At 66.7% G+C, this 17,413-nt stretch carries 21 protein-coding genes; 12 read left to right on the top strand and 9 right to left on the bottom strand.

Going from position 1 to position 17,413, the window contains the following annotated elements; genetic code table 11:
- Window positions 1–38 precede the first annotated feature (38 nt).
- Genes LMF57_RS10950 through gspH form a run of 3 tightly spaced genes read right to left on the bottom strand, consistent with a single transcriptional unit; the run spans window position 39 to window position 1,455 of the window.
- Entirely contained in the window at window positions 39–653 is a 615-nt protein-coding gene (locus tag LMF57_RS10950; protein WP_229289840.1) for a prepilin-type N-terminal cleavage/methylation domain-containing protein, read from the bottom strand.
- Window positions 650–1,012, bottom strand: a complete 363-nt coding sequence (gspI, locus tag LMF57_RS10945; RefSeq protein ID WP_117310541.1) for a type II secretion system minor pseudopilin GspI — start codon at window positions 1,010–1,012, stop codon at window positions 650–652. Before gspI ends, LMF57_RS10950 begins: the two co-directional genes overlap by 4 nt.
- Entirely contained in the window at window positions 1,009–1,455 is a 447-nt protein-coding gene (gspH, locus tag LMF57_RS10940; protein WP_117310540.1) for a type II secretion system minor pseudopilin GspH, read from the bottom strand. Before gspH ends, gspI begins: the two co-directional genes overlap by 4 nt.
- Window positions 1,456–1,571: 116 nt before the next feature.
- On the opposite strand from gspH, the gene LMF57_RS10935 reads away from it, so the two are divergent.
- On the top strand, window positions 1,572–2,030 hold the full coding sequence (locus tag LMF57_RS10935; RefSeq protein ID WP_229289839.1) for a general secretion pathway protein: 459 nt from the start codon (window positions 1,572–1,574) through the stop codon (window positions 2,028–2,030).
- 7 nt (window positions 2,031–2,037) lie between these two features.
- Here the strand turns inward: LMF57_RS10935 and LMF57_RS10930 are convergent, their stop codons facing one another.
- On the bottom strand, window positions 2,038–2,379 hold the full coding sequence (locus LMF57_RS10930) for a hypothetical protein (protein ID WP_208083328.1): 342 nt from the start codon (window positions 2,377–2,379) through the stop codon (window positions 2,038–2,040).
- A gap of 201 nt (window positions 2,380–2,580) precedes the next feature.
- Here LMF57_RS10930 and LMF57_RS10925 point away from each other — a divergent pair, with 201 nt between their 5' ends.
- The 6 genes from LMF57_RS10925 to LMF57_RS10900 all read left to right on the top strand — a co-directional run bounded on the left by LMF57_RS10925 (window position 2,581) and on the right by LMF57_RS10900 (window position 9,359).
- Window positions 2,581–4,203 (top strand): ShlB/FhaC/HecB family hemolysin secretion/activation protein, encoded by a 1,623-nt coding sequence (locus LMF57_RS10925; protein ID WP_229289838.1) that lies wholly within the window; start codon window positions 2,581–2,583, stop codon window positions 4,201–4,203.
- Between the two features lie 37 nt (window positions 4,204–4,240).
- The gene (locus tag LMF57_RS10920) at window positions 4,241–6,025 is read left to right on the top strand and encodes a MotA/TolQ/ExbB proton channel family protein (protein WP_229289837.1); all 1,785 of its coding nucleotides are present in this window, start codon (window positions 4,241–4,243) and stop codon (window positions 6,023–6,025) included.
- Between the two features lie 10 nt (window positions 6,026–6,035).
- Window positions 6,036–6,449 carry a biopolymer transporter ExbD gene (locus tag LMF57_RS10915; protein ID WP_229289836.1) on the top strand — a complete coding sequence of 138 codons (414 nt, stop codon included), beginning with the start codon at window positions 6,036–6,038 and terminating at the stop codon, window positions 6,447–6,449.
- 3 nt (window positions 6,450–6,452) lie between these two features.
- Complete coding sequence (locus LMF57_RS10910; protein WP_229289835.1) at window positions 6,453–7,151, top strand: cell envelope integrity protein TolA; 699 nt, start codon at window positions 6,453–6,455, stop codon at window positions 7,149–7,151.
- 42 nt (window positions 7,152–7,193) lie between these two features.
- Window positions 7,194–8,933, top strand: coding sequence for a putative porin (locus tag LMF57_RS10905; protein ID WP_229289834.1), 1,740 nt, complete (start codon window positions 7,194–7,196; stop codon window positions 8,931–8,933).
- A 96-nt stretch (window positions 8,934–9,029) separates the two neighbouring features.
- Window positions 9,030–9,359 carry a hypothetical protein gene (locus tag LMF57_RS10900; protein ID WP_093818477.1) on the top strand — a complete coding sequence of 110 codons (330 nt, stop codon included), beginning with the start codon at window positions 9,030–9,032 and terminating at the stop codon, window positions 9,357–9,359.
- A 78-nt stretch (window positions 9,360–9,437) separates the two neighbouring features.
- Here the strand turns inward: LMF57_RS10900 and LMF57_RS10895 are convergent, their stop codons facing one another.
- The 4 genes from LMF57_RS10895 to LMF57_RS10880 all read right to left on the bottom strand — a co-directional run bounded on the left by LMF57_RS10895 (window position 9,438) and on the right by LMF57_RS10880 (window position 12,254).
- Entirely contained in the window at window positions 9,438–9,836 is a 399-nt protein-coding gene (locus LMF57_RS10895; RefSeq protein ID WP_229289833.1) for an OsmC family protein, read from the bottom strand.
- Between the two features lie 80 nt (window positions 9,837–9,916).
- Entirely contained in the window at window positions 9,917–10,558 is a 642-nt protein-coding gene (locus LMF57_RS10890; protein WP_099784337.1) for a hydrolase, read from the bottom strand.
- 79 nt (window positions 10,559–10,637) lie between these two features.
- A complete protein-coding gene (locus LMF57_RS10885; protein ID WP_025874388.1) occupies window positions 10,638–11,318 on the bottom strand; it encodes a hydrolase in 681 nt (226 codons plus the stop codon).
- Between the two features lie 69 nt (window positions 11,319–11,387).
- Window positions 11,388–12,254 (bottom strand): pirin family protein, encoded by an 867-nt coding sequence (locus LMF57_RS10880; protein WP_229289832.1) that lies wholly within the window; start codon window positions 12,252–12,254, stop codon window positions 11,388–11,390.
- A 150-nt stretch (window positions 12,255–12,404) separates the two neighbouring features.
- Here LMF57_RS10880 and LMF57_RS10875 point away from each other — a divergent pair, with 150 nt between their 5' ends.
- The 3 genes from LMF57_RS10875 (at window position 12,405) to LMF57_RS10865 (ending at window position 14,433) form a co-directional block, all read left to right on the top strand.
- Window positions 12,405–13,331: a LysR family transcriptional regulator gene (locus LMF57_RS10875; RefSeq protein ID WP_229289831.1), complete on the top strand. Its 927-nt coding sequence runs from the start codon at window positions 12,405–12,407 to the stop codon at window positions 13,329–13,331.
- A 103-nt stretch (window positions 13,332–13,434) separates the two neighbouring features.
- Complete coding sequence (locus tag LMF57_RS10870; protein WP_208083242.1) at window positions 13,435–13,776, top strand: type II toxin-antitoxin system prevent-host-death family antitoxin; 342 nt, start codon at window positions 13,435–13,437, stop codon at window positions 13,774–13,776.
- Window positions 13,777–13,779: 3 nt separating this feature from the next.
- Window positions 13,780–14,433, top strand: coding sequence for a hypothetical protein (locus LMF57_RS10865; protein WP_229289830.1), 654 nt, complete (start codon window positions 13,780–13,782; stop codon window positions 14,431–14,433).
- Between the two features lie 149 nt (window positions 14,434–14,582).
- Here the strand turns inward: LMF57_RS10865 and proP are convergent, their stop codons facing one another.
- Entirely contained in the window at window positions 14,583–16,070 is a 1,488-nt protein-coding gene (gene proP, locus LMF57_RS10860; RefSeq protein ID WP_117310526.1) for a glycine betaine/L-proline transporter ProP, read from the bottom strand.
- A gap of 567 nt (window positions 16,071–16,637) precedes the next feature.
- On the opposite strand from proP, the gene LMF57_RS10855 reads away from it, so the two are divergent.
- Both LMF57_RS10855 and LMF57_RS10850 read left to right on the top strand, forming a co-directional pair.
- Window positions 16,638–17,054 (top strand): host attachment family protein, encoded by a 417-nt coding sequence (locus tag LMF57_RS10855; RefSeq protein ID WP_117310525.1) that lies wholly within the window; start codon window positions 16,638–16,640, stop codon window positions 17,052–17,054.
- Between the two features lie 5 nt (window positions 17,055–17,059).
- A complete protein-coding gene (locus LMF57_RS10850; RefSeq protein ID WP_208083244.1) occupies window positions 17,060–17,383 on the top strand; it encodes a thioredoxin family protein in 324 nt (107 codons plus the stop codon).
- The last annotated feature ends 30 nt before the right edge of the window (window positions 17,384–17,413 follow it).

Raw genomic sequence — 17,413 nt, 5'->3', positions numbered from 1 at the left:
AGGCCCGGCAGTAGATCCACGCCATGCGTGGATGCCCCTCAGAGCGCCAGCACCCGCCGGTAACTCAACGGCCCGCGCGCATCACGCAATCCCAACCGCAACTCCAGACCGGTCGCCGGCAAAACGTCCCCTTGGCCTGGCAGCATCGCCCAACCCACCCCGGGCTGCCACGCCCGCACCTCGAAGCGCTGCACATCACGCGCCACCAGCAGCCCGCGGGTCGGCTCGGGCGCCGGCAGCGGATAGCGATCCGACGGCGTACCGCTGGCGCGCCACAACGTGCTGCCCTGCCGCCACCAGCGAACGCGCTGCCACTGCAGCCCATCACTGCCGACGCTGCGGGTGATCTCCAGCGTGAAGCCACCATCGGGGTGACGCTCACTGGTCAACGACGGCGGCAGCAGCCTCGCGGGTTGATCGGCCGGTCGCACCGCGCCGTTCATCAGCGCATCGTCAGCGCGCATCTCGATATCGCGCTGGAACTGCTGCAGTACCCGTATCGCCGTGCTGGTCTCGGCATCGGCCTGGCGCAGGCGCTGGTCAGTGTTGGCCACGCTGTCCAGGGCGCGCCAGCAGATCACCGCCAGCACGCCCATGATGGTGATGGCGATCATCACCTCGATCAGGGTGAAGCCACCCGCCGCGCGTTTCATGGCGCCGCCGTCCACGGCAGCTGCAGGCGCGCCAGCGATTGTTTCGGCGCATCTTCGGCCACCACGCTCAACTCCAGCTGTGGTTGTCCGTCGGTGCCAGTGCCCAGGTGCTGCTGCACCAGGAAGCGGGTGCGCCCCTGCAGGCACAGCAGGCGAGCATCGCGGGGTGGCTGTGCGGACAGACGCAGCTCCTGCCAGCGGTCCTGCGCGCACAACAGGGCCAGCCGACGGTCCCGCAGGCGCGACTGGTCATCGGTCGCCACCGCCACCGAGCGCATCACCGCCGCCAATGCGACGGCCACGATGGCCAATGCGATCAGCACCTCGATCAGCGTGAATCCGTGTTGCGTCCGCTTCACTGCAGCACCTGCAATTGTCCACTGCCATCATCACGAAGACGCAGTCGACGACCGTCCAGCGACAACGCCAGCTCCCACGGCACACCAATCCATTCGGGGCTCAGCTCGATGGCAGCCGTGGGTTGCACGGTGATGCCACGGGTCTGCCACTGCTGGGGCCGCAGCAGGTCGTCGCGCCGCAGCTCGACCCAGCCCTGGCTGTCGCGGCGGCTGAAACGGTAACCCTCCGCAGTGGCCTGCCAGCGGATCGGCCGACCATCGATGCGTGCTTCATCGCGAGCGACCTGAAGGCGCTGCGCCAGCCGCTCCGATTCCTGCCGTAGCTGCCGCGCAGGGTCGAACAGGCTACCCAGACCGAGGCCGATACCCGCCGTGCAGATGCCGATGATGACCAGCACCACCATCAGTTCGATCAGCGTGAAACCGCGTGGCCTGCGTTGCATCGGACATCGCCTCCCGTCCTTGCCGATACCTGCCAGCGTAGGCGCGGATGATGAAACAAAAGCGTCAGCGTCAGCTGCTAGCGTGGCCGCACAGGAACCTGGCGAAGGTGCGGAACATGGACGGCAGGCGTTGGGATCGCAATCGCACGTTGACCCTGCTGGCGGCCGTGCTGCTGCTGACCGTGGCGGGATACTGGAGCATGGCCCTGTTCATGGCGCCGGCTCGCGTCGCCGCCACCCCGGTGCCGGTCGCCGTACCCGCTGCCCCGGCGTTCGACGACGGGGCGAGCGTACCGCTGGTGCGGCTGCTCTCGCCCGGTGCGGTGCAGACCGACGTGACCGTGCTGGGTGTAATGGCTGGGCAGCAGGCACCGTTGGCACTGCTGTCGGTAGATGGGGCGCCTGCCCAGGCCTATGCACCGGGCCAGCGTCTCGGCCCATCCACGGTACTGGCAGCAATCAGCGCGAACGCGGTTGAACTGCAACAGGCAGGACAGCCGCGCTCGCTGCCCGTGCCCGAACTGCCGCCCATGCCTACCGATGGCATCGTTCCCGCCGCCGTGGGGCGGCACTGAACACGGCTCAGTGCGCTGGGCGCTGTGGCACCACCGAACGCCCGAACGCATCGCCCATGCGTTGCCGCGTGCCTTCCAGGTTGTACTGCAGCAACTGGTTGCCGGGCTTGCGCATCAGGCGTTCGGCCTCGGAAAGGCTGGGGCGGGTGGCCGTGCCTGCTGCCGGCGCCAGCTTGCGTTGCAGGCAGTCCCAGGCGGGAATGCGCTCGCCATTGACCTGTACTTCGATGCATGGCGCTGCATCTGCCTGTTTGGCAGCCTGGTCGGCCCGCGCCCAGGGCGAAGCCAGAGCCAGAACCAACGTCAGGCAGAGGGCGGGGCGGCTTGGCGTAAGCAGAGTGGCGTGCATCCTGAATCTCCCGGGGCAGCAAGCGCTTTGCAATGAAGACGTGTGCCAGGCGAAGTATCCGCCCGCGCGTGCTTCGGCATCGTCCACAGATGACAGAGGTGTCACAAAACTGTTGGCGGTTTTGACGCGGCCTGCACGTCCTGTTGGTAGACCCACGCGCCGCTCCCTGGCCATTCCCTTCGATACGACGCGATGCCTTCGATGACTCCCGTTCCGTGCCGTGCCGTTCGCCTTCCGCTGCGCCTGCATCCCTTGCTGCTGGCCCTGGCGTCGCTGCCGTCTCCAGCGTTCGCGCAGGACACCGCGCCAGCGCCCACGGTGAACATCAACGAGTACATCGTGCGCGGCAACACCGTGCTCGATGCGCGCCAGATCGAACGCGCGGTCGAACCATTCCTTGGCCCCGGCAAAACGCTCGCCGATGTCGAGAAGGCGCGCGATGCAGTCAACGCGCTGTACCAGCAGGCCGGCTACCAATCGGTCTATGTGGAGCTGCCCGAGCAGCAGGTAAACGCGGGCGTGGTGCTGCTGAGGGTGCAGCAGACGCCCATTGGCCAGCTGCGCGTGGTCGGTGCCCGCCATGACTCACCCGAGCGCATCCGCGAGCGGGTGCCGTCGTTGGCTGAAGGGCGCGTGCCCGATTTCGACCAGGCACAGAGGGAACTGACGGCGCTGAACGAAGGGGGCCGCCGCCAGGTGATGCCATTGGTGCGCGAAGGCCAGGTGCCGGGCACCATGGATGTGGACCTGCAGGTGGAAGAGAAGTCGCCCTGGCGTGCCAGTGCGGCGCTCAACAACGACCACAGCGCCGATACCGAGAAGCTGCGCCTGAGTGCCTCGCTGGCCCACGACAACCTGTGGCGGCGCGGCCACAGCGCGAGCATCGGCGTGTTCATCGCGCCGGAAGACACCGACCAGGCCAAGGTGTTCTCCGCGTCCTACACGGTCCCCTTCGAGGGCACGCCGTGGAGCCTGGAAGCATCGGGCTACACGTCCGACAGCCGCGTACTCAATGCCGGAGGGCAAGGCGGCGCAGGCGCGGGCACCGGCACCAACGTGATCGGCAACGGTTATTCCATTGGTCTCAAGCTCAACTACCGCCTGCCGGGCAGCAGCGCTTGGTGGCGCCAGCTCAGCCTCGGCGTGGACTTCAAGGACACCGAAGAAGACACGCAGATGGGCAAGGACAGCCTGAAGACGCCCTTGAAGTACGCACCGGTCACGCTGGCCTTCGTCGGCGTGCGCCAGGGCGAGCACGATCAGCTGAGCATCAACACGCAGCTGGTGGCGGGAACCCGGCGTCTGTTCGGTTACGGCAGCAACGCCACCGATTTCGGTCAGAAGCGCTACTGGGCCGATCCGAGTTTCGTGGCGTTCAAGGCCGATGTCTCCAACACGCACATCTTCGGCAACGACTGGCAGTGGTATGCGCGTGGCTCGCTGCAGGCGACCGATGCGCCGCTGGTCTCGGCCGAACAGTTCGCCGCCGGCGGCATGTACACCGTACGCGGCTACCTGTCGGCCGAAGCGATCGGCGACTACGGTGGCCTGGCCAACCTGGAATGGCGCACCCCGGCGTGGTCGCTGTGGAGCGGTACCGACCTGCGGCTGTACAGCTTCGCCGACGCGGCCTACCTGCGCCTGCGTCAGCCGCTGCCGGAACAGCGCGACAAGTACAACCTGGCGTCGGTCGGGCTGGGCGCGCAGCTGCGCCTGGGCGAACACCTGCAGCTGCGCCTGGACTACGCCTGGCCCTACGCCGATGGCCCGGTCACGCGCAAGGACGACCCGCGCCTGCATTTCAACATCAGCACCAGCTACTGACCCTTCCCTTGAGATGCGTTCTCCGGAGACCTTTTGCATGGACCGTCTGCTTTCCCGAATGTTGCTGCTGTTGGCTGCGCTGATCGCGCTGCCCGCGGCCGCGGCCGATGCCAACTGGTGGCAGGCCGAATGGAAGTACCGCAAGCCGATCACCGTCGACGCCGGCCCACAGGGCGCGGGGTTGGCCGGCAACCCCGGGCGTACGCCGCTGCTGCTGCGCCTGCATACCGGCAACTTCGGTTTTGATGGCATCCAGGAGGGTGGCAACGACCTGCGTTTCGTTGCTGCCGACGGTCGCACCGTGCTGGCCCATCAGATCGAGCAGTTCGACCCGAACCTGGGCCTGGCCCTGGTCTGGGTGGACGTTCCGGCACTGACCGCCAGCGCGCCGCAGACGATCTGGATGTACTACGGCAATGCGAAGGCACCGGCCAGCGGCAATGGCCAGCAGGTGTTCGATCCGGACTACACGCTGGTCTACCACTTTGCCGAAGCCAATGCGCCGGCGCGTGATACCACGGCCTACGGCAACACGGCCGGTGCGGTAGTGCCTGCGGCGGAAAGCACGGTGATCGGGCGTGGCGTGCAGCTGGGCGCTGGTCCACTGCCGCTGCCGGCCAGTGCTTCGCTGGCACAGGAAGCGGGTGCGCCGCTTACCGTTTCTGCCTGGATCAAACCGGGCGCGCTGACCACCGCGCAGGCGATCTATGCGCGCCGCGACGACAGCGCCGAGCTGGTGGTGGGTATCGACAACCGGGTGCCGTTCGTGCAGCTCAACGGTCAACGCAGCACGCCGGCGCAGCCGATTCCGGAAGGGCAGTGGGCGCATGTTGCGCTTACCGCCGAGAAGGGGTCGCTGCAGCTGTATCTGAACGGTCGCGTGGTGGCCCAGCTCAGTGGTGAGGTGCCGGCACTGACCACCGCAGCGGTGGTGGGGGCCGATGCGCCGGGTGCGGCGCAACCGCTGGCCAACTTCGATGGCGCGCTGGATGAACTGCGCATCTCACGCGTAGCACGCCCGGCGGCGCTGCTGCTGGCCGATGCCACCGCGCAGGGCGCCGATTCGCGCCTGATCAGCTACGGCGCCGACGAGCAGTCGGCCGGGCAGAGCCACTTCGCCTTCATCCTCAAGGCGATGCCGTTCGACGCCTGGGTGGTGGTCGCCATCCTCGGCCTGATGATGCTGTTGTCGTGGGCGATCATGATCGCCAAGAGCCGTCATTTCGGCCGCACCAGCAAGGCCAATGCGGTGTTCACCGAGAGCTTCAGCAAGCTCTCCGGCGTGCCGCTGCGCACGTTGTCCGAGATGGACCGGCAGGGCAAGGTGCCGACGGCGATGCACGACGGCTCGCTGTGGCGCATCTACCAGGTGGCCATCGATGAGATGCAGCAGCGTCATCAGCGCGATGGCAACTCCGGCTACCTGAGCGCGGCCACCATCGCCGCCATCCGCGCGTCGATGGATGCGGTGATGGTGCGCGAACAGGAAGCGATGGCGAGGCGCATGAACTGGCTGTCGACCACCATCGAGGGCGCACCGTATGTCGGTCTGTTCGGCACCGTGATCGGCATCATGCTGGTGTTCGTGGTGGCGGCGATGGCCGGTGCGGTGGACATCAACTCGGTGGCCCCGGGCATGGCGGCAGCGCTGCTGTGTACCGCCGCCGGCCTGGGCGTGGCGATTCCTGCGCTGTTCGGCTACAACTGGCTGGGGGCACGCGCCGAAGCGATCGGCGCCGACATGGCGGTGTTCATCGACGAGTTCGCCGCCCGCCTGGCCGAAGAGCAGGACGGGCGCGGCCCGGCCGTGGTCCAGGGCTGAGGGGCCGGCCATGGGCTACAAGGCGAAGTTCGGCATCAAGAAGCGCGAGAAGGGCATCAACGTGACGCCCTTCGTCGACGTGCTGCTGGTGGTGCTGGTGATCTTCATCCTGACCAGCAACGCCTCCATTCCCGGCATCGAGGTCAACCTGCCGAGGGCCAGCAACAGCACCGCACTGGAGAAGCCCAAGACCAAGGCGATCACCATCGACCCCAGTGGCCAGGTGTTCCTGGATGCCTACCCGGTGACGATGACCGAGCTGGAGGACCGCCTGCGTACCGAACGGGCAACCTCGCCGGATTTCCCGGTGATCGTGCGCGGTGATGCGCAGGTGCAGTACGCGCGCGTGGTCGAGGTGCTGGATCTGCTGCGCCGGCTGGAGCTGGCCCAGGTCGGCCTGGTCACCGGCAAGGCGCAGGGCTGAGGCATGGCCGGTCATCGACCACCCCTGCAGGAGCCCGGTACGCGCGGACGCCAGTTGCTGGTGACGATCGCGCTGGTGCTGGCGGCGCTGCTGGTACTGGGTGTTGCCGTGTGGTGGCTGCTGTTCAAGGACACCGCCAGCACCCGCCGGCCGGTGGTGCAACCGCCCATGTTGGCGTTGCCACCGCCGCCACCACCACCACCACCGCCGGAAAAGCCGCCTGAGCCGGAGACGCCGCCGGAAGAGACCGTGACCGAGCCGGAACCGCTGGACCCGCCCACGCCGGCCGAAGAACCGACGCCGACGCCGGACAACGCCGACCCGGTGACCATGGACGCCGATGCACAGGCCGGTGGTGACAACTTCGGCATCCAGTCGGGCAGCGGCGGTGGTTCGTCCGGCGTCGGCCGCGGTGGTGCCGGCAACGCGAGCTATGGCCGCTACCTGGGCTATCTGATGCAGCAAGCGATTTCGCGCGATGCGCGGGTCAAGCGCCTGGCGTTCCAGCTGCAGGTGAATGTCTGGCTGGCGCCCGATGGCCGCTTGGAGAAGGTCGAGCTGGTGCGTGGCAGCGGCAACGAAGAGGCCGACGTGGCCGTGCTTGAAGCACTGCGACAGATCGGCAGGGTCGACCAGATGCCACCAGCGTCGCTGGATTTCCCCGCGCGCGTGCTGATCCAGGGGCGCCGTCCCGGCGCGTGACCGATGACTTCCGTGATTTCCCTTCTTCCGATGAGAACCGTGATGAACGACCACGACCGCGCTCGAACCGCATCCCGCCGCCCACGGCCGGCCCGACGGGCGTTGCTGTGCTGCGCCGTACTGCTCAGCCTGGCCGTGCCGGCCAGTGCGATGGCTGCCGAAACCACCATGGTCAAGTTGATCAAGGGATTGATCGCCAGTGGCGCGCTCAAGCCCGAAGACGGCCAAGCCCTGTTGGTGCAGGCCGAAGCAGAAGCGGCGGCCGCGCAACGCGGTACCGCGGTCAGCGCAGCCAGCAGCGGCGGCGTGGCGCTGGAAGCCGGTGATGTGCGTGTGCCGTACGTGCCGCAGAGCGTGCGTGATGGCATCCGTGATGAGGTGCGCCAGGAGGTGATGGCGCAGGCCAAAGCCGAGGGCTGGGCCGCGCCGAACGAGGTGGCCGAGTGGACCAAGCGCATCAAGGTCAGCGGTGACATGCGTGTGCGCAGCGAATCGCGCTTCTACTCCGAGCGCAACAGCGACATCGAGACCAACTGGGCCTCGGTGAACGCTGGCAACGGCTTCGATACCAACAACAACACCAACCTGCAGCTGCCGCCGCTGCTCAACACCCGCCAGGACCGCCGCAACCTGTGGCGGATCCGCGCACGGCTGGGCATCGAGGCGACGATCGGCCAGCACACCACCGCAGGCGTGCGCCTGGCCAGCGGCAGCAGCAACGGGCCGGTGTCCACCACCGAACAGCTTGGCGGTGGCCTGGGCAAGAAGGACGTGTGGCTGGACCAGGCATGGCTGGCCTACAGCCCGGCCGACTGGGTGACGGTGCGCGGCGGACGCTTCGGCAATCCGTTCTGGACCAGCGACACGCTGTTCTCCAACGATCTGAACTTCGACGGCCTGGCGGCCAATCTCAGCTACGGCCTCGCCGAGGAGGTCGGCCTGTTCGGCAACCTGGCGGTGGTGCCGTTGGAGTACACCTCCGACAGCGCGCCCAGCCAGAGCCGGGTGAAGACGCCCAACGAGAACAAGTGGCTGTCCGGTGCGCAGGTGGGGGTGAGCTGGCGCTTCAACGATGACAACAGCCTGCGTGCGGCGCTGGGCTACTACGATTTCAAGAACATCAGTGGTCGCCTGTCGTCTCCGTGCGCGCTGTACGCTGGCGCGGTCGGTTGCGATACCGACTGGTCGCGGCCGGCGTTCATGCAGAAGGGCAACACCCTGATGCTGATCCGCGACATCGCCCGCAACCCGTTGGATCCGGCCAACACGCCCACGCCGCAGTATGTGGGCCTGGCTTCCGCCTTCCGCCTGGCGACCTTCAACCTGCGCTGGGATACACAGTTTGCGCAGGAGATCGGCATGCGCCTGGATGCGGACTACATCCGCAACCTGGCCTATGACAAGCAGGCCATGTTCGCGCGGGCCAACAACGGCATCGTCAACAACTACGGTGCCGGTGGCAGTGCCAGCATCGACACCTTCCGCAGCGGCGACACCGCCTGGATGCTGCAAGCCACCTTCGGCGCCACCGAGCTGAAGGAGAAGGGCCAGTGGCAGGCCCTGCTGGGCTACAAGCGGATCGAGGCCGATGCTCTGCCCGATGCCTACAACGATCCGAACTTCCACCTGGGCGGCACCAATGCGCGCGGCTACTACGTGGGCGGCGCCTATGCGCTGGACGCGCGCAGCTGGATCAGCGGCAAGTGGATGGCGGCCAAGGAAGTGTCGGGCCCGCCGTTGTCGATCGACGTGTTCCAGCTGGAGTTCAATACCGGTTTCTGATCGGACAGCGTGACCACAGTCACGACACGCGTGGCGGGGGTGCGGCAACGCGCCCGTCTAGGAAAGGAGACCACGCGTTGCACAAAGGAGGAGTGGATGAGCCGTCGCAAACTGTTCGAGAGTTCCGAGCCCGCCGCGCAGGCACTGGGCATCGGGCCGGCCTATGTCTCGGTGGAGGGGTTGCGCCAGCACCTGGCCGAATTCCTGCTGTATGCGGGGCGGCCGGTCGTCATCATGCGCGGGCGCAGCGAGGTCGGCTATTTCCTGCCGGCACGCTGCTGGCGCCAGCGCGAGGATGATCCGCTGGCTGCTGCCGCGGCCGATCAGTTGCTCGATGCCGCCGGCTTCCAGATCGAAGACATCCAGCAGGTCGAACAGGAATTCAACGCCATGCGCCAGCGCACCGTGCTGCATTCGCGGCGTTGAAACCAGGGCCGCCGGGCATGGCCCGGCGTTACCTGATGGCGCCAGGCTCCTCCGGTAGCGCCGGGCCATACGCGGCGATCAGGCAGTAGCCCCGCGCTCGCTGGTGATCCGTGCACCTTCGCGCATCACCAGTGTCACCGGGGTCTTTTCCACCACGTCCAGCAACCGCTGCCACTGCGCATCGCTCAGCTCGGCGGTGGTATGCAGCACGCGGTGCACATGGAAGCGTCCATCCGCATCACGTTCGGAACGCAGCTCGGCGTGGAACTCGCCCAGCTCCCAGCCCTTGCGCTGCGCGTACATGCGCAGGGTGATGGCGGTACACGCGGCCAGCGAGGCCAGGTACAGGTCGAACGGGGCGAAGCCCTTGCCCTGGCCGCCGAGCGAAGCGGGTTCATCGGCCGCGACATCGAAATGGCCGTTGCTGATGTGGTGCAGGTAGTTGTCGGTGGTCGAAACAATGCGTGCGTAGGCCATGGAAATCCCCGGTGGTAGGGCCGAGCCATGCTCGGTTGCAGGAAAAGGCGGCGCCAGCCGGAGCCGGAGCCGCCAAGGAATCACTCGGTACGATCGTACGAGAACTGGATGCCGGCCGTGCCACCGGTTTCGATGAAGAGATTCATGAAGGCCGGCACGGTCTCCGCCCGTACCCAGTCGCGCTGCAGTTCGCAGAACAGCTGGGTCACGCTGATCAACTGGCCGCCGGCCTGTTCGATGCGGCGCAGCGCGGCATCATGCGCGGCCAGCGACGTGCCGCCCACTGCATCGACCACCACGTAGACCTCATAGCCTTCCTTCAGCGCATCCAGCGCGGGGAAGGTCAGGCAGGCTTCGGTCCACAGCGCGGTCATGATCAGTTTCCTGCGGCCGGTGGCCTCCACCGCCTTGCGGAACTCGACATCTTCCCAGGAGTTGATGGTGGTGCGGTCGTAGGTCGGGTAGTCGCCCAGCACCTTGCGCAGCTGCGCGATCGGCGGCTTGTTCAGGCCGGTCTGCACGTTCACGGTCGAATGCACGATCGGCAGGCCGTAGGCGACCGCCGCCTTGGCAGTGCCGACGATGTTGTTGACCAGCAGCTGGCGGTCCATCGAGGCGATGGAGTTCACCTGTACCGGCTGGTAGTCGATGATGATGAAGGCGGAATTCTGCGGGGTCAGCAGGTGGTCGCTGACGGGGTCACGGATCGGTTCACTGGCCATGGGGGGTGTCCTGGTCGGGGTTGGCTTGCGTGGTGCCGGCGGCGTGCCGGCAGGCGGAAATCGCCGTGGATGCAGTGGCTCAGCTACGCTGCGAATCCAGCTGTTCGTGGTTCTTCTGCACGTCCTGCGCTTTCTGGTAGCTCTCGATCAGCAGCTGGTAGTTGGGGAAGATCTGCGTGTAGATCGCGGCCCACTGCTGGGCGTCCTCGCGGTTCCAGGTGCGCTGGATTTCCGAGGCGACCGCAGCGGTATCCATCGGCACCACACCGGCCTGCACCACGCGCGCCAGGGTGATTTCCTCGGCCATCTTCGAATAGGTGCCAGAGGCATCGACCACCGCGAACACCTGGTAGCCGTCGGCGACGGCGGCAATGGAAGGGAAGGCCATGCAGACGCTGGTGATGGTGCCGGCAATAATCAGCTGGCTGCGGCCGGTGGCCTTCACCGCGGCGACGAATTCGGGGTTGTCCCAGGCGTTGATCTCGCCGCGTCGCGCTACGTACTGCGCATGCGGTGCGGCGTCATGGATCTCCGGGATCAGCGGGCCGTTCGGCCCCTGCGGTACCGACGCGGTGGTGATCACCGGCATCTTCGCCAGCGTGGCCATCTTCGCCAGGGCGGTGGCGTGCGCGCGTACTGAAGTGAACGGCATGTCACCGATTGTCTGGAACAGGCCACTCTGGTGGTCGATCAGCAGCATCGCGGCGTTGTCCGGGTCGATCACCGGGCGGGCGCCGTTGAAGTTGGCGGGGGTACTCATGGTCAGTCTCCTGGGGAGGGGGCGAAGGCCCGGAATGCGGCGGGCGGTTGCCCGCCGCAATGCAGTGGATCAGTGCGCGATCTGGCCGAAGCGGCCGCGGTTGAAATCATTGACGGCCTGGCTGATCTCGGCCTGGGTGTTCATCACGAACGGGCCATAGCCCACCACCGGCTCGTCGATGGGTTCGCCGCTGAGCAGCAGCACGGTGGCGTCGCTGTCGGCGTCGATGAACACGTCTTCGCCGCTGCGGTCGAAGGTCACCAGCTGTGCTTCGCCGACTGCCTGGCCGCCGTTGATCCGCACCGTGCCCTTCAACACCACCAGCGCCAGGGTGCGGCCCTCGGCCACCGGCAGCTCGGCGTGCTGGCCCTGCAGCAGGCGGATGTCCCACACGTCCATCGGGGTATGCGTGCGGGCCGGGCCGGCATGACCATCGAATGTCCCGGCGATGACGCGTACGCGGCCGGCACCGTCGGGCAAGCCCACTGAAGGAATCTGCGCATCGAGCAGGGTCTGGTAGCCCGGTGCGCCCATCTTGTCCTTGGCCGGCAGGTTGACCCACAGCTGCACCATGTCCAGGGTGCCGCCGCGCTTGCTGAATTCCGGCGTGTGGAATTCCTCATGGAGGATGCCGGAGGCAGCGGTCATCCACTGCACGTCACCCGGGCCGATGGTGCCGCCGGCGCCGGTCGAGTCGCGATGGGCGACTTCGCCTTCGTAGACGATGGTGACCGTCTCGAAGCCGCGATGCGGATGCTGGCCGACCCCGCGCGGGGTCTCGCTGGGCGGAAAACTGTACGGCCCGGCGTAGTCCAGCAGCAGGAACGGGCTCAGGTGCTGGCCATGGGTGTTGTAGGAAAACATCGAACGGGCGGGGAAACCGTCGCCCACCCAGTGCGGGCGGGGGGCGCTGTAGGTACCGGTGACACGCTTCATGGCGATCTCCTGACCGGGGCAACCGGTCGCTGTTTTTCGTTGCGGAGACGATATCGGCGTGACAATGGGCCCGGTAGTCGGCAGAATTTGCCGTCATAGTCCTGTTTCGTGAACGATGCGGGCCCAGCAAGGGCCGCAGGAGATCGTCCCGTGTTCATCGCCGACATCCGCCGATGCGATCTGAACGACCTGTTCTACTTCGCCATGGTGGTCGAGCATGGCGGCTTCTCGCAGGCCGGGCGCGCACTGGCGATGCCCAAGTCCAAGCTCAGCCGCCGCATCGCCCTGCTGGAGGAACGGCTGGGTGTCCGCCTGATCCAACGTTCCACCCGCCGCTTCTCGGTTACCGAGATCGGCCAGGACTACTACCGGCACTGCAAGGCGATGCTGGTGGAAGCCGAAGCGGCCGAGGAGGCCATCGCGCTGTCGCGTGCCGAGCCACGCGGCACCCTGCGGCTGGCCTGTCCGATCGCACTGCTGCACGCGCGTGTTGGCGCCATGCTGGCTGACTTCCTGGCCCTGCATCCGCAGGTGACCCTGCAGCTGGATGCCACCAACCGGCGCGTGGACGTGGTGGGCGAGGGCGTGGATGTGGCCATCCGCGTGCGCCCGCCACCGCTGGAGGACAGCGATCTGGTGGTGCGCGTGCTGGCCCGCCGCATCTGGTGTACCGCTGCCAGCCCGGCCCTGCTCAAGCGCATGGGTACGCCGGAAGTGCCGGCCGATCTGGCGATGATGCCGACCGTGGACCTGGCATCGCCCGCCCAGCGGCATGCCTGGGAATACGCCGGGCCGGAGCAGGTGCAGGCCAGCGTGCACCACCGCCCGCGGCTGGTCAGCGATGACATGATCGCCCTGCGCAGCGCGGCAGTGGCCGGTGTAGGGGTGCTGATGCTGCCGCGGATGATGATCACCGACGAACTGGCCAGCGGCGCGCTGGTGCCGATCCTGCCGCAGTGGCAGCCCAGGCATGGCATCGTGCATGCCGTGTTCCCGTCGCGGCGCGGCCTGCTGCCGGCGGTCCGCGCGTTGATCGACTACCTGGCCGAGCGTTTCGAGGCGCTGGAAGAGCCGTAGATCGGCATCCGCGAGAACGGGGATGTACGGCAGACAGTGCATTTATCCCCAATTTGGCCAAATTGGGTATAGTGGGCCCATATCCTTCCGCTGGAGCCCTGCCATGACCCTCCCGCTCGACCTGCCCGGCCTCGACAAGGCCCCGGCGTCCTCGGTCAAGACCCGTGGCTGGCCCAGCCTGATGCGTACCGTGCGCGAGAAGCAGGCGCTGGTCATCACCAACCACAATCACCCCGAGGCGGTGATCGTGGACATCAGGACCTACCAGGAGCTGCTGGCCAGGGCCGGTGGCGGCGACATCGAAGAGCGCAGCGACGTGCTGTCGCGCCTGCGCAGCGAGTTCGACCAGGCTCTGGCCGGGTTGCAGCAGGGCCAAGGGCTGGGCAAGGTGATGGGCAAGCCGATCCGCCGCGGCCACAAGGTCGCGCTCGGCCGCCCGCTCTGAACCATGGGGCGGATCCTGGCGTTGGCCGGCGTCAACGGCGCTGGCAAGAGTTCGCTGCTCGGTACCTGGCTGGAGGCCGATGGACTGAGCTGGTACAACCCGGACAGTTTCACCCGGTGCCTGGTGGAGGCCGGCTGGCCGCTTGCCGAGGCCAACGCTGAAGCCTGGCAGGAAGGCGCCCGCCGGCTGCGCCAGGCGATCGCGGACGGCAGCGACTTCGCCTTTGAAACCACCCTGGGCGGCAATACCATCCCGCGCTTGTTGCGCGAGGCCTGCAACCAGCACCACGTGGCGATCTGGTTCTGCGGGCTGGCCACGGTCGAACTGCACGTGGCGCGCGTAGCGGCCCGTGTTGCCGCTGGAGGCCACGACATCCCGCAGGACAAGATCCGCGCACGCTTCGATTCCGCGCGCGAAAACCTGTTGGCATTGATGCCGCACCTGGCCGAACTGCATGTCTACGACAACAGCGCGCCGGCCGATCGCCACGGACGTGTTGCGCCCTTGCCGGTGCTGGCGCTTGACCGTCACGGCCTGCAGTATCCGGTGTCGGTGGTGGAGCTGCTGCACACGCCGGACTGGGCAAAGCCGATCGTCATGTGTGCGATCGAGCTGCATGCCGACAGCACGCCGTTGGCCGGGAAACCTTCGCGTTGATCTGCGCCGATGACGCCAGGGTGCACGTCGCCACCACGCCGCCCTGGTCGCAGCGACGAACAATGCTCGACTGCGGTGGGTAACCTCCGCGCTGCGTTGGACCGTGCAGACGGCAGCGCCAGGCAATGGCTGGCGCTGCCTCAGCCGACTCAGGCCGGGGTCACCGGTTCCGGCTCCGCCACGTCGGGCAACGGAGGCAGGGCGCGGTCCACCGTGACCGGTGCATCACTCTTCAACAGCGCAGCCGCCTCCTTGTCGCAGCCCACGGCCGGCGGCGAACCGCGCAGCGGCAGGCCGGCGGTCTCCTTCACGAAGATCATCGTGATCAGGCCGATCACTGCGGCGCCCATCAGGTAGTACGCGGGCACCAGCGGATCCCCGGTACGCTCCACCAGCCAGGCGGTGACCAGCGGCGTGGTGCCACCAAACAGCGACACCGACACGTTGAACGCAATGGACAGCGCGCTGTAGCGCACCGGCGTATAGAACAGCGCCGGCAGCGTGGACGGCATCGAACTGGTGAAGCACACCAGCGCCAGGCCCAGCAGCATCAGGCCAAGGAAGATCAGTCCGTCGTTGCCGCTGCCCACCAGCAGCAGGCTCGGCACGGCCAGCACCAGCAGCGCGATGCAGGCACCGATGATCATCGGCCGCCGGCCCAGCTTGTCGCTGAAAAGGCCGCCGACGATATTCAACGGCATCATCACCAGCATCACGATGATGATCAGCAGCAGGCCCTTGCTCTCGGCATATCCCATGGTCACGCTCAGGTAGCTGGGCATGTAGGTCAGCAGCATGTAGTCGGTCACGTTGAACACCAGCACCAGGCCCATGCAGACGATCAGCTGGCGGCCGTGCACGCGGAACAGGTCGACCAGGCCGGGGCGCTCATGGTCGCGCTTCTCGGCCTCTTCGGCGAACGCGCGGAACGCTGGCGTTTCCTCCAGCCGCATGCGCATGTACAGGCCCAGCAGGCCGAGTGGACCGGCCACCAGGAACGGAATGCGCCAGCCCCAGTCCAGCATCTGCCCGCTGCTCAACAGCATGTGCAGTGCGGTCACCGTACCGGCACCGGCGATATAGCCGCCCAGCGTGCCGAACTCCAGCCAGCTGCCCATCAGGCCGCGATTGCGGTCGGTGGAGTACTCGGCGATGAACGTCGCCGCGCCGCCGTACTCGCCGCCGGTGGAAAAGCCCTGCACCACGCGTGCGAGCAGCAACAGCACCGGCGCCCAGATGCCGATGCGTTCGTAGGAGGGAATCAGGCCGATGGCGAACGTACCCAGTGCCATCATGATCATGGTGAAGGCCAGTACCTTCTGGCGCCCGTAGCGGTCGCCCAGGGGCCCGAAGACCATGCCGCCCAGCGGGCGTACCAAGAAGGCCACGGTGAACGTGGCGAACGCTGCAATCACCTGCGCGGTGGGGTTGCTGGACGGGAAGAATACCTGGCCGATGGTGACGGCAAGATAGCCATAGACACCGAAGTCGAACCATTCCATCGCATTGCCCAGTGCAGCGGCGCCTACGGCGCGCTTGAGCATGGGCTTGTCGACAACGGTGATCTCGTCGACCTTCAGGTGGCGGCGGCGTTTGAACCAGCCGAAATGGGCATGGGCATCGGAGTTGTCCTGCATGGGGACTCCTTGGTAGGAAAGAAATGTGGATGGGCGCTACGGAAGTCCCGGAAGTCGGAAACGGCGATGCTGGCGCAGCAGGCGCAGGGGCATCGGATGGAAGGCCCGGAAGGGGCGAAAGGCGTGTGCGATGAAACGCCGCGCACGCAACACGCATTGCCCGCTGCCAGAACGCAGAACACTTGAATGGGTCCGATTACGTGTCAGTGCACGCGCGGTAGAGGCAGCCGCAGGCAACAGGCGGGGCAAGGCCCGCTGGCGTCATCCGCCGGGATCCAGCGCGAGGCGATGGAAAGGCGAGGGAGAGGCAATGATGGAAAGCGAAACGCCGGTCGGCAGTGCTTCCCGCAGGCCAGCAACAGCGGCTGACGTGCAGTGGGTCGTGTCGATCATGCCTTCATGATAACGATTACAGTGTGAGCGTGCCGAGAATCGCGCCCATACGAACGCAGTGTTCCATGGCGCCTGTTCATGACATGACCCACGCACATCGAATGAACATGTTGTGCTCGCCTCGCTCACGCCACGGCTTTTACGGTGGTCACGAACCAACGCAAGGAGTAACGCATGACCCGTCGCATTCCCGAAGGCACCCTGGTTATCGTCGCCGATGGTGGCTCGGCCCGCGTGTTCACCAACGTCGGCAACGAGCACAAGCTCACCCTGAAACAGGAAGGCGAGCTGCGCCTGCAGGACATCAGCGAGCAGGGTGTGTCCGGTCAGGGGCCATCCGGCGCGGTGCCCAAGGACATGTCGATCTCGCAGCTCAACGAGGCGACCTTCGCCAAGCAGGTGGCCGAGCAGCTCAATGAAGACGCGCTCAACAGCCGTTACGCGCATCTGGTGCTGATTGCCGATCCCACCACGCTGGGCCGCATCCGTCCGTTGCTGCATAAGGAGACGCAGGCGCGCTTGCTGGCCGATATCGCCAAGGATCTTACCAACGCGCCGCTGGAAGACATCCAGCGCACGCTGCAGGCGTAACCGGCATGCCCTTCATGCGTGACCATGTGGCAGCCGAGCCAGCCCGCGCGGAGGCCGAGGCGCAGGCCGGTTGGCTGTTGCTGGAATTCGGTGCGCCGTGGTGCGGCCACTGCCAGGCCGCGCAACCGGCGCTGCAGGCCTTCGTCGAGGCACATGATCTGCCGCACTGGAAGATCGAAGACGGCAAGGGCAAGCCGCTGGGTCGCTCGTTCCAGGTGAAGCTGTGGCCGACGGTGATCCTGTTGCGCGACGGTAAGGAAGTGGCACGCGTGGTGCGGCCGGTTGACGCTGCAGATCTTGCAACATTACAGAGCGCGCTGCCCGATTGACCGGTTGCTGAAGAGCCGAGTCGATGCTCG

Origin of the sequence: Stenotrophomonas sp. SI-NJAU-1, assembly GCF_020883215.1 — a bacterium.
GTDB classification, from domain to species: domain Bacteria; phylum Pseudomonadota; class Gammaproteobacteria; order Xanthomonadales; family Xanthomonadaceae; genus Stenotrophomonas; species Stenotrophomonas indicatrix.
The sequence above is the reverse complement of the archived record's forward strand: the minus strand, read 5'-3'. Positions and strand labels throughout refer to the sequence as shown.

Excerpts from the sequence above, each read along its gene's own strand:
- LMF57_RS10950 (WP_229289840.1), bottom strand. The coding sequence starts at position 653 with ATGAAACGCGCGGCGGGTGGCTTCACCCTGATCGAGGTGATGATCGCC.
- gspH (WP_117310540.1), bottom strand. The coding sequence starts at position 1,455 with ATGCAACGCAGGCCACGCGGTTTCACGCTGATCGAACTGATGGTGGTG.
- LMF57_RS10935 (WP_229289839.1), top strand. The coding sequence starts at position 1,572 with ATGGACGGCAGGCGTTGGGATCGCAATCGCACGTTGACCCTGCTGGCG.
- LMF57_RS10930 (WP_208083328.1), bottom strand. The coding sequence starts at position 2,379 with ATGCACGCCACTCTGCTTACGCCAAGCCGCCCCGCCCTCTGCCTGACG.
- LMF57_RS10925 (WP_229289838.1), top strand. The coding sequence starts at position 2,581 with ATGACTCCCGTTCCGTGCCGTGCCGTTCGCCTTCCGCTGCGCCTGCAT.
- LMF57_RS10920 (WP_229289837.1), top strand. The coding sequence starts at position 4,241 with ATGGACCGTCTGCTTTCCCGAATGTTGCTGCTGTTGGCTGCGCTGATC.
- LMF57_RS10915 (WP_229289836.1), top strand. The coding sequence starts at position 6,036 with ATGGGCTACAAGGCGAAGTTCGGCATCAAGAAGCGCGAGAAGGGCATC.
- LMF57_RS10910 (WP_229289835.1), top strand. The coding sequence starts at position 6,453 with ATGGCCGGTCATCGACCACCCCTGCAGGAGCCCGGTACGCGCGGACGC.
- LMF57_RS10905 (WP_229289834.1), top strand. The coding sequence starts at position 7,194 with ATGAACGACCACGACCGCGCTCGAACCGCATCCCGCCGCCCACGGCCG.
- LMF57_RS10900 (WP_093818477.1), top strand. The coding sequence starts at position 9,030 with ATGAGCCGTCGCAAACTGTTCGAGAGTTCCGAGCCCGCCGCGCAGGCA.
- LMF57_RS10895 (WP_229289833.1), bottom strand. The coding sequence starts at position 9,836 with ATGGCCTACGCACGCATTGTTTCGACCACCGACAACTACCTGCACCAC.
- LMF57_RS10890 (WP_099784337.1), bottom strand. The coding sequence starts at position 10,558 with ATGGCCAGTGAACCGATCCGTGACCCCGTCAGCGACCACCTGCTGACC.
- LMF57_RS10885 (WP_025874388.1), bottom strand. The coding sequence starts at position 11,318 with ATGAGTACCCCCGCCAACTTCAACGGCGCCCGCCCGGTGATCGACCCG.
- LMF57_RS10880 (WP_229289832.1), bottom strand. The coding sequence starts at position 12,254 with ATGAAGCGTGTCACCGGTACCTACAGCGCCCCCCGCCCGCACTGGGTG.
- LMF57_RS10870 (WP_208083242.1), top strand. The coding sequence starts at position 13,435 with ATGACCCTCCCGCTCGACCTGCCCGGCCTCGACAAGGCCCCGGCGTCC.
- LMF57_RS10865 (WP_229289830.1), top strand. The coding sequence starts at position 13,780 with ATGGGGCGGATCCTGGCGTTGGCCGGCGTCAACGGCGCTGGCAAGAGT.
- proP (WP_117310526.1), bottom strand. The coding sequence starts at position 16,070 with ATGCAGGACAACTCCGATGCCCATGCCCATTTCGGCTGGTTCAAACGC.
- LMF57_RS10855 (WP_117310525.1), top strand. The coding sequence starts at position 16,638 with ATGACCCGTCGCATTCCCGAAGGCACCCTGGTTATCGTCGCCGATGGT.
- LMF57_RS10850 (WP_208083244.1), top strand. The coding sequence starts at position 17,060 with ATGCCCTTCATGCGTGACCATGTGGCAGCCGAGCCAGCCCGCGCGGAG.